The organism is Variovorax sp. E3, assembly GCF_016082275.1.
Taxonomy (GTDB): Bacteria; Pseudomonadota; Gammaproteobacteria; order Burkholderiales; family Burkholderiaceae_C; genus Variovorax.
In genome coordinates this window covers 19,041-28,559 of record NZ_MOWM01000096.1, presented here as the reverse complement: position 1 = coordinate 28,559, position 9,519 = coordinate 19,041, and the positions used below count along the sequence as shown (strand labels likewise).

At 67.3% G+C, this 9,519-nt stretch carries 4 protein-coding genes and 3 pseudogenes; 4 read left to right on the top strand and 3 right to left on the bottom strand.

Features of this window, described 5'->3' with window-relative positions; all coding sequences use genetic code 11:
- Positions 1-916 (bottom strand): YihY/virulence factor BrkB family protein (locus BMG07_RS26695; RefSeq protein ID WP_198087070.1); only part of this gene is annotated, 916 nt, incomplete at its 3' end.
- A gap of 82 nt (positions 917-998) precedes the next feature.
- On the opposite strand from BMG07_RS26695, the pseudogene dnaG reads away from it, so the two are divergent.
- Positions 999-3,037: pseudogene (gene dnaG / locus BMG07_RS26690) on the top strand (DNA primase).
- Between the two features lie 124 nt (positions 3,038-3,161).
- On the opposite strand, the gene BMG07_RS44300 reads toward dnaG, so the two are convergent.
- A complete protein-coding gene (locus tag BMG07_RS44300; RefSeq protein ID WP_307867077.1) occupies positions 3,162-3,491 on the bottom strand; it encodes a hypothetical protein in 330 nt (109 codons plus the stop codon).
- On the opposite strand from BMG07_RS44300, the pseudogene rpoD reads away from it, so the two are divergent.
- Positions 3,475-5,669: pseudogene (gene rpoD, locus BMG07_RS26685) on the top strand (RNA polymerase sigma factor RpoD). The gene BMG07_RS44300 and the pseudogene rpoD overlap by 17 nt on opposite strands.
- Before the next feature lie 114 nt (positions 5,670-5,783).
- Here the strand turns inward: rpoD and BMG07_RS26680 are convergent.
- Positions 5,784-6,959, bottom strand: coding sequence for a hypothetical protein (locus BMG07_RS26680; RefSeq protein ID WP_198087069.1), 1,176 nt, complete (start codon positions 6,957-6,959; stop codon positions 5,784-5,786).
- Between the two features lie 140 nt (positions 6,960-7,099).
- Here BMG07_RS26680 and BMG07_RS26675 point away from each other — a divergent pair, with 140 nt between their 5' ends.
- On the top strand, positions 7,100-8,335 hold the full coding sequence (locus tag BMG07_RS26675; protein ID WP_198087068.1) for a multidrug effflux MFS transporter: 1,236 nt from the start codon (positions 7,100-7,102) through the stop codon (positions 8,333-8,335).
- A gap of 23 nt (positions 8,336-8,358) precedes the next feature.
- Positions 8,359-9,485, top strand: a pseudogene (locus BMG07_RS26670) (HPP family protein).
- The last annotated feature ends 34 nt before the right edge of the window (positions 9,486-9,519 follow it).

Genomic DNA, 9,519 nt, shown 5'->3' with positions numbered 1-9,519 from the left:
TTGGCTCCCCGCTGAGGGTGGGTTCCGGCGCCGGCGGCTTCAGGCTGCCGGTGCGGTCCAGGCGCTCGTACTGCGCGATCACCTGGGCCCCCAGCAGCACCAGCGTGGCGGCAATTTCCAGGCTCAGCAGCACCACGATCGCCGTGGTGAGCGAGCCGTAGACCACGTTCACCTGCGACAGGGTCGAGAAATACCAGATCAGCACGCGCCGCGTGGCCTCCCACAGCAGCGCGGCCGTCACGCCGCCCAGCAGGGCGTGCCGCAGCGACATGCGCCCGGCCGGCATCACGAGGTAGAGCGAGGTCAGCATGAAGATCTCGCCGCCCAGCCCCAGCAGGTACAGCAGCAACCCCGAAATGCCCGACAGCGACCAGCTGCGCCCCAGCAGGTCGACGCTCTCCTGCCCCACCAGCTGCAGCGCGCCCGACACCAGAGTGACCAGCAGCAGCCCCACGCACAGGCACAGGATGTAGATGTACGGCATGGCCACCGACACCAGGAAGTGGCGCTTGTGGTCGGCCTTGCGGTGGTGGAAGAACACCGCCATGGCGCTTTCGAGCACGCTGAAGGCCAGCGAGCTGAAAAAGATCATGGTCACCAGCAGCACCGGGCCCAGCACGTCGCGGTGGTCCAGAAAGCTCGACAGCTCGGCCACGATGGCCTTCGACTGCCCGGGCAACAGCCACTCCAGGTACCGCCCGATGGTGCGCAGCAGCTCGGCCTGCTCGATGACGTGCGACAGCGCGATCACGCTCACGATCAGCAGCGGCACGATGGACAGCAGCGCGTAGTAAGCCACCGCGCCCGCCAGCAGCAGGCCCTGGTTGGCGCGAAATTCCTTCAGCGCCTCCCAGGCGAATCGCAGGGGGTGGCGCAGCAGCGGCGCGGCGTGTTGCAGGGGGTTGGGTGTCGTCATGCGTGGATTTCGGTCACGGCCAGTATGCCGCCCGGTCGTGGGCGTTCAGCGGCTTGCGTATGATTTGCCGCTCTTCGCCTACATGACCATCCCCGCTTCATTCATCCAGGAACTCATCGCGCGCGCCGATGTGGTCGAGATCGTCGGCCGCTACGTGCAACTGAAGAAGGCCGGCGCCAACTTCATGGGCCTGTGCCCGTTCCACGGCGAGAAATCGCCCTCCTTCTCCGTCAGCCCGACGAAGCAGTTCTATCACTGCTTCGGCTGCGGGGTGCACGGCAACGCCATCGGCTTCCTGATGGAGCATGCCGGCATGGGCTTCGTCGAGGCGGTGCACGACCTGGCCGGCCAGTACGGCCTGCAAGTGCCCGAAGACGACGCCTCCCCGCCGAGCGCGCCCGCGCCGCCACCCAGCGCCAGAAGCAGGCCACGCTGACCGACGTGCTCGAAAAAGCCGGCGACGCCTACCGCAAGCACCTGCGCCAAGCGCCCGGTGCCATCGAATACCTCAAGGGCCGGGGCGTATCGGGCGAGGTCGCCAAGCAGTTCGGCATCGGCTATGCGCCGGCCGGCTGGCGCGCGCTGGCCAGCGTGTTCCCCGACTACGACGACCCGCTGCTCGCCGAGAGCGGCCTCGTGATCGTCAACAACGAGGAAGGCAAGCTCAGCGACGAGGAAGCCAAGCGCTACGACCGCTTCCGCGACCGCGTGATGTTCCCGATCCGCAACGTGAAGGGCGAGTGCATCGGCTTCGGGGGCCGCGTGCTGGGCGACGAAAAGCCCAAGTACCTGAACTCGCCCGAGACGCCCGTGTTCAGCAAGGGCCGCGAGCTGTACGGCCTGTACGAAGCGCGCACCGCCTTCCGCGACCGCGGCTACGCGCTGGTCACCGAAGGCTACATGGACGTGGTCGCGCTGGCCCAGCTCGGCTTTCCGAATGCGGTGGCCACGCTCGGCACGGCCTGCACGACCGACCATGTGCAAAAGCTCTTCCGCTTCACCGAATCGGTGGTGTTCAGCTTCGACGGCGATGCCGCCGGCCGCCGCGCCGCGCGCAAGGCGCTCGACGGCGCGCTACCCTACGCCACCGACGTGCGCAGCATCAAGTTCCTGTTCCTGCCGGCCGAGCACGACCCCGACAGCTTCATTCGCGAGCACGGCGCCGAGGCTTTTGCCCGCTTCGTGACCGAGGCCACGCCGCTGTCGCGCTTCATGCTCGAGGCGGCCCGCGAAGGCTGCGACCTGACCACGGCCGAGGGCCGCGCCCACATGACCAGCAACGTGCGCCCGCTCTGGAGCGCGATGCCCGACGGCGCGCTGAAGCGGCAACTGCTGAGCGAGATCGCGACGCTGGTGCAGCTCGACGCGCCGGCGCTGTCGGAGCTGTGGGCCTCCACACCGGGCCCACGCAAGGCCGGCGGTGGCGGTGGTGGCGCCCCCGCCCCGCAGCGCCACAACGAGCCACCGATGTACACCGGTGGCGGCGGGGACGACTACTACCCCGACATGCCCCCGCCGCAGGACTACGAGCCGCCTCGCTATGAAAGCGATAGCAAGCCCAAGTTCCAGCAGCAACAGCGCAAGTTCACCAAGGGCAAGCGCTGGGGCGGCAAGTTCGAAGAGCCCATCGAGCCCCTGCGCGGACGCGGCGCCCCGCCCAGCCGCCCCGACGTGGCGGTGCGGCTGCTGCTGTCGAACATGGCGCAGTGGGAAGCGCTGTCGCACGAGTTGCACGTGATGCTGTGCGACCTGCCCGGCTCGCACGGCGCCCTGTTCACCTGGCTCGACAGCCAGTTGCACGAGCACGGCGTGCAGTCCTGGGCGGCCCTGCGCGAAGGCCTGCGCGGGCTCGACTTCGAGCCGCTGGCCGAGCGCCTGATGGCCGTTTCCGAAGCCGGCCCCGTGCCCGAAGGCGAGGAAGACCAGCACCTGGCCGATGCCGCCAAGGAACTGACGAGCGTGCTCGACTTCATGCTCGACGACCTGCTCAAGGCCCAGCAGAGCGAGGCCATTGCGGCCGTAGGTAAAGACCCGAAGGCCCTGGAGCGCTACAAGGCGCTGGAGACCCGCCGGCTCGAATTGCGCAACCGGCTGCGTCCGGCTGGTGAAGAAACTGCTTGAAATTTGCGCAACGCGCTATAATGTAGGGCTTCGCAACTGGCGAAAATCAGGCAAGAGCGACAGCAGCACCTCCGGGCCGACCCCTAGCGCAACGCACTCCAACGGTAAATTCCGGCGGAAAGGGTCAATAACCGCAAGGACTGCATACCAAATGTTCGCCCGACATCTTGCCTGCTGAGGAATTAATTCCTCTTTCCCAATTGTTTTGTCCGTGCCTGTGCACGGGCGTGGTGGCGCTGTCCGCGTGACGGTGCGCCTGTGATTTCGCTTGTCTTTTCTTGTCGTAACGAGGTCGTATGCCCAGTTCAAAGAAGCCTGCTCCTTCACTTGCCAAAAGCGTCGCCACCAAGCCCGCAGCAGAAAAACCGTTGAAAGCCGGCGCGAAGCCAGCAACTAAGACGGGTGCCGCCGCGTCCAAAGCGGCAGCCGCAACGAAAGTGAAAACCGTGCCCACGAAATCGACCTCTCTCGACGATCCCAAAAAAGCCGCGGCTCCCGCCGCCAAGAAAGTCGGCCGTCCGCCCAAGGCCGCCGGCGCCGCTGCGCCCGCCACCGGCGCCAAGCGCGGCCGCAAGCCCAAGGCTGACAAGGATGCGCCCGAGAACGACATCGACCTGTCGGACATCGAGGAAGATCTGGCCGGCGACGAACCCGCGGCCGCCACGACCACCGAAGAAAAGGTCAAGCCGCTGCGCATGAAGATCAGCAAGGCGAAGGAACGCGCCTTGATGAAGGAGTTCGGCCTCGACGAGACCGTGCTCTCCGAAGAAGACCTGGCCAAGCGCCGCTCGCGCCTGAAGACCCTGATCACGCTGGGCAAGACCCGCGGCTACCTCACGCACGGCGAAATCTCCGACCACTTGCCCGACAAGCTGGTCGACGCCGAGACCATGGAAGTCGTGGTCACCATGCTCAACGACATGGGCGTGGCGGTGTACGAGCAGACGCCCGACGCCGAAACCCTGCTGCTGAACAACACCGCGCCTACCGCCACCACGGTGGAAGAAGCCGAGGAAGAAGCCGAAGCGGCCCTGTCCACGGTGGACAGCGAATTCGGCCGCACCACCGACCCCGTGCGCATGTACATGCGCGAAATGGGCACGGTCGAGCTGCTGACCCGCGAAGGCGAAATCGAAATCGCCAAGCGCATCGAAGGCGGCCTGATGGCCATGATGGAAGCCATTTCGGCCTCCCCCGCCACCATCGCCGAAATCCTGCGCCTGGCCGCTGAAATCCGCGAAGGCAAGGTCGTCATCTCGACCATCGTCGACGGCTTCTCGAACCCCAACGAGGCCGACGACTACGTGGCCGAAGAAGACTTCGACGAATTCGACGAAGAAGACGACGACGACGGCAAGGGCGGCTCCAAGGCCCTGACCAAGAAGCTCGAAGAACTCAAGCGCGACGCGCTCGAGCGCTTCGACCGCATCGCCGGCCTGTTCGAGAAGGTCCACAAGATCTACGACAAGGAAGGCTACGGCACGCCCGCTTACGTCAAGGCGCAGGAGTCGATGTCGGAAGAGCTGATGACCATCCGCTTCACCGCCAAGACCATCGAGAAGCTGTGCGACCTGGTTCGCACGCAGGTCGACGACGTGCGCAAGAAAGAGCGCGAACTGCGCCGCATCATCGTGGACAAGTGCGGCTTCCCGCAGGACGAGTTCATTCGCGACTTCAGCGGCTTCGACAAGAACGGCAACCGCATCGCATCGAACCTGCTGAACCTGAAGTGGGTCGAGAAGCAGGCCGCCGCCGGCAAGCCCTGGAGCGCCGTGCTCGCCCGCAACATCCCGCCGGTGCAGGAACTGCAGCAACGCCTGACCGACATCCAGTCGCGCGTGGTGGTGCCGCTCACGCAGCTCAAGGACATCAACAAGCGCATGAACGAAGGCGAGTCGTCTTCGCGTGACGCCAAGAAGGAAATGATCGAGGCCAACCTGCGCCTCGTGATCTCCATCGCCAAGAAGTACACGAACCGCGGCCTGCAGTTCCTCGACCTGATCCAGGAAGGCAACATCGGCCTGATGAAGGCGGTCGACAAGTTCGAATACCGTCGCGGCTACAAGTTCTCGACCTACGCCACGTGGTGGATCCGCCAGGCCATCACGCGCTCGATCGCCGACCAGGCCCGCACCATCCGCATCCCGGTGCACATGATCGAGACGATCAACAAGATGAACCGCATTTCGCGCCAGCACTTGCAGGAGTTCGGCTTCGAGCCCGACGCCGGCATCCTGGCCGCGAAGATGGAGATTCCTGAAGACAAGATCCGCAAGATCATGAAGATCGCGAAGGAGCCGATCTCGATGGAAACCCCCATCGGTGACGACGACGATTCGCACCTGGGCGACTTCATCGAGGACAGCAGCAACACGGCCCCCATCGAGGCCGCCATGCAAGCCGGCCTGCGCGATGTGGTCAAGGACATCCTGGACAGCCTCACGCCGCGCGAAGCAAGGTGCTGCGCATGCGCTTCGGCATCGAGATGAGCACGGACCACACGCTGGAAGAAGTCGGCAAGCAGTTCGACGTGACCCGCGAGCGCATCCGCCAGATCGAAGCCAAGGCGCTGCGCAAGCTCAAGCACCCCTCGCGTTCGGACAAGCTGCGCAGCTTCATCGACACGCTCTGACGCATGGGCCCTGTCCGGCACCCGCAACGGTGCCGGCGTCGACCCCATAGAAAAAAGCCCGGAACCGCATCGCGCGGTCCCGGGCTTTTTTCCTGGCGGGTGGTGGTGCGCCGCTCAGAGCACCGCCAGCCCCTCCACCAGCGCCTGCCGGTCCAGCTTGCGCTGCTCGCCGCGCGACCACGCGAAGATGTCGTAGCCGTTGCTGTGAAGCACCGTGCCGTCGGGCGCGAGATCGAAGTGCGCGACGTGCGAGGCCACCACGCGCGGGCTCGCGCGGCGGCCTTCCTGCGCAATCAGCTGCCACGAGTTCGGCACCAGCGTGCCCGCGTACTGCGGGTCATTGCGCACCTTCGACAGCTCGATCATCCGCCCGTGCAGCCACAGCTTGCCCAGGTCCTGGTCGAGTTCGGGCGCGCGCGGTCCGCCGGCCGAGCGCAGCGGCTCCTTGCCGTAGATCATCGAGAAGAAGTTGAGATAACCGAAGATCGCCTTGCCCAGACGCAGCGGCATCATCAGCGTGTCCTTGATCGCGCCGCCGGCGCGCTCGTGCGCCGGCTTCTCCACCGGCCGGCGAATGGCGTAGAGCGTGCCGTCGGCCGCGATGCGCGGAACGATGTAGTCCCACTCGGGGTCGTCGAGCAGGCTGTCCATCTGGGCGCTGCGGTAGTCGAGCCAGTTCACGGTCGAATGCGCCATCGCCACGACCACGCCGTTGTCGGGGTGCCGCGCGACCCCGCACGACTGGTAGACCAGCGTCGAGGCCGAGCCCGGCATCGCCGCCGGCGCGGCGTCCAGGCTGTCGCCGCCGGTGATCGCGCCCTTGGCGTTGCCCTCTTCGTCGAACACCTCCAGCTGCGCGGTGCCGTCGGGCTGCCCCACGGCCAGCACCACGTGGCGGGTCTCGGGCACGAAGGTCATGCCGAGCACCGGCGTGTGCTGCCGGTGGAAGAGCCGGACTTCGCGCTTGTCGTCGAGCTCGTAGCGGAACAGGCCGATGCTGCGCCCCACGCTCAGCAGGTAATAGATGGTGCGCGGCCCGCCCCGGCAGACGTGCAGAAAGCGCGCCGGTGCCATCGCGCCGCCCGGGCCGCCGCGGCCCCAGAGCGCGGCGCCCGAGAGCATGCCCTTCGACTCCTCGCGCTCGGCGTGCTTCCAGGAGGTGGTGCGGCGGCTGTCGGCCTCGCGCTGGATCAGTTCGCGCGCGAACGGCGACTCGATCTGCAGCGGCGCCGCCTCGCCCCCGCGCAGCCACAACTCGCCGCTGGTGATCGACAGAAACTCCTGAACCATTCGTCGTCCCTCCTGCTTCAATGCTTGCAGCCGCGCAGTTTAGTGGCCGGGCGGCCCCTGCAACCGTCAGGCGCGTCTGCTACCCTTGCACCCTTCAGGTGCGCGCCTTGCGCGACCTTTTCCTTTCTCCCATCCAATCCATGAATCCCGACGCCGACAAACTCTGGCAGGCCCCGCGTTGGGCGCTGGCCGTCCTGCTGGCGGTGCTCGGCATGCTGGGGCCGTTTTCCATCGACACGTACATCCCGGCTTTCTCGGGCATTGCGCAATCGATCGGCGCGACCCCGGCCGAGATGCAACAGACGCTGTCGGCCTACCTGTTCGGCTTCGCGTTCATGAACCTGTTCCACGGCGCGCTGTCGGACAGCTTCGGCCGCCGCCCCGTGGTGCTGTGGGGGCTGGCCGTGTTCACGCTGGCCTCGCTGGGCTGCGCGCTGTCGCAGAACATCACGCAGCTGGTGCTGTTCCGCGGGCTGCAGGGCCTGTCGACCGGCGCCGGCATCGTGGTGTCGCGCGCGGTGATCCGCGACATGTTCCCGCCGGCCGAGGCGCAGCGCGTCATGAGCCAGGTGACGATCTATTTCGGCGTGGCGCCGGCCATCGCACCCATCGTGGGCGGCTTTTTGTTCGTGCACGCGGGCTGGCACGCGGTGTTCTGGTTCCTGGTGGCCGTGGGCGTGGTGCTGTTCACCGCCAACTACAAGCTGCTGCCCGAGACGCTGCACAAGACCCACCGCCAGCCGTTCCAGGTGCGCCACCTGATGCGCGGCTACTGGGACCTGTGCTCCGACCCGCGCTTCCTGCTGCTGGCCTTTGCCAGCGGCGTGCCCTTCAACGGCATGTTCCTCTACGTGCTGGCCGCGCCCGCGTTCCTGGGCGACCACCTGCACCTGGCACCGCAGCAGTTCTTCTGGTTCTTCCTGATGACCATCGGCGGCATCATGCTCGGCGCGCGCGCCAGCGGGCGCATGGCCGGCAAGGTCGCGCCCAAGCGGCAGATCCGCGACGGCTTCCTCATCATGCTGGTCACGTCGGTGGTCAACGTGGTGGCCAACACCTTCTTCCAGGCGCACGTGGCGTGGGCGCTGTGGCCGCTGGCGGTGTTCGCCTTCGGCTGGGCGCTGATGGTGCCCGTGGTCACGCTGCTGGTGCTCGACCTGCACCCCGAGCGCCGCGGCATGGCCTCGTCGCTGCAGGCCGTGATCGGCTCCACCGCCAACGGCGTGGTCGCCGGCGCCATCGCACCGCTGGTGATGCACTCGACGCTGGCGCTCGCGCTGACCTCCATGGCCATGCTCGCCATCGGCCTGGTTGCGTGGGTCTGGCTGCACGGCCGCTGGCCCGAGATCGGGCGCATGGTGGCCCACGAGGCCTGACGACGGACCCGGAGCGCCTGGAGATGCGGTTTGCGGCCCTCATGACCCATGCACGCGCCTGGCTGCCGGGCCGCACCACCGTCGATGCGCGCGAGCGTTTGCGCGCCGTTTCCGGCGCCGGGCTGGGCCTGCTGGTCACGGCGCTGCTGTCGCACTGGCTGGCCGGGCCGCTCGGCGCTTCCGTCTGGCTGATCGCCCCGCTGGGCGCCAGCGCGGTGCTCGTGTTCGCGGTGCCGGCGAGCCCGCTCGCGCAGCCATGGTCGGTGATCGGCGGCAACACTCTGTCGGCCATGGTCGGCATTGCCGCCGCCAGCTGGATCCCCGACCCCGCGCTGGCCGCCGCCGTGGCCGTGGCCGGCGCCATCGGCGTGATGTTCGGCGCACGCTGCCTGCACCCGCCCGGCGGCGCCGCCGCGCTGCTCGCGGTGCTGACGCACACCACGCATTTCTCGTCCGCCTTCTTCCCCTTCTTCACCAACTCGCTGCTGCTGGTGCTGGCCGGCGTGATCTACAACTCGCTGACCGGCCGGCGCTATCCGCACGTGCAGGTCGCGCGCCGCCGGCGGCCGACGCGCGCTTCAGCCAGGCCGACATCGACGCCGTGCTGGCGCGCTACAACCAGGTGCTGGACATCAGCCGCGACGACCTCGAATCGCTGATCCAGCAGACCGAGCTGGAGTCGTACAAGCGCCGGCTGGGCACGCTGCATTGCGCCGACATCATGTCGCGCGAGCCGGTGTCGGTGGAGTTCGGCACGCCGCTGCAGGAGGCCTGGGCGCTGATGCACGAGCGCCGCATCAAGGCCCTGCCCGTGACCGACCGCACGCGCCGCGTGGTCGGCATCGTCACGCAGGCCGACTTCTTTCGCCAGCTCGACCTGCAGCACCACGACGGCATTGCCGGCAAGCTGCGCGACCTGATCCGCGCCACGCGCACGGTGATGTCGAACAAGCCCGAGGTGGTCGGCCAGATCATGACGCGCCAGGTGCGCGTGGCCAGCGCCGACCGGCCGGTGGTCGACCTGGTGCCGCTGTTCTCCGAAGGCGGCCACCACCACATTCCGATCATCGACGGCGAGAAGCGGCTGACGGGGATGATCACGCAGTCGGACTTCGTGCGGGCGCTGTACCGCGCGGTCGGCCCGGCGTAAGGCCCCGCATTGCTCCCTCCCCTTCGGGGAGGGC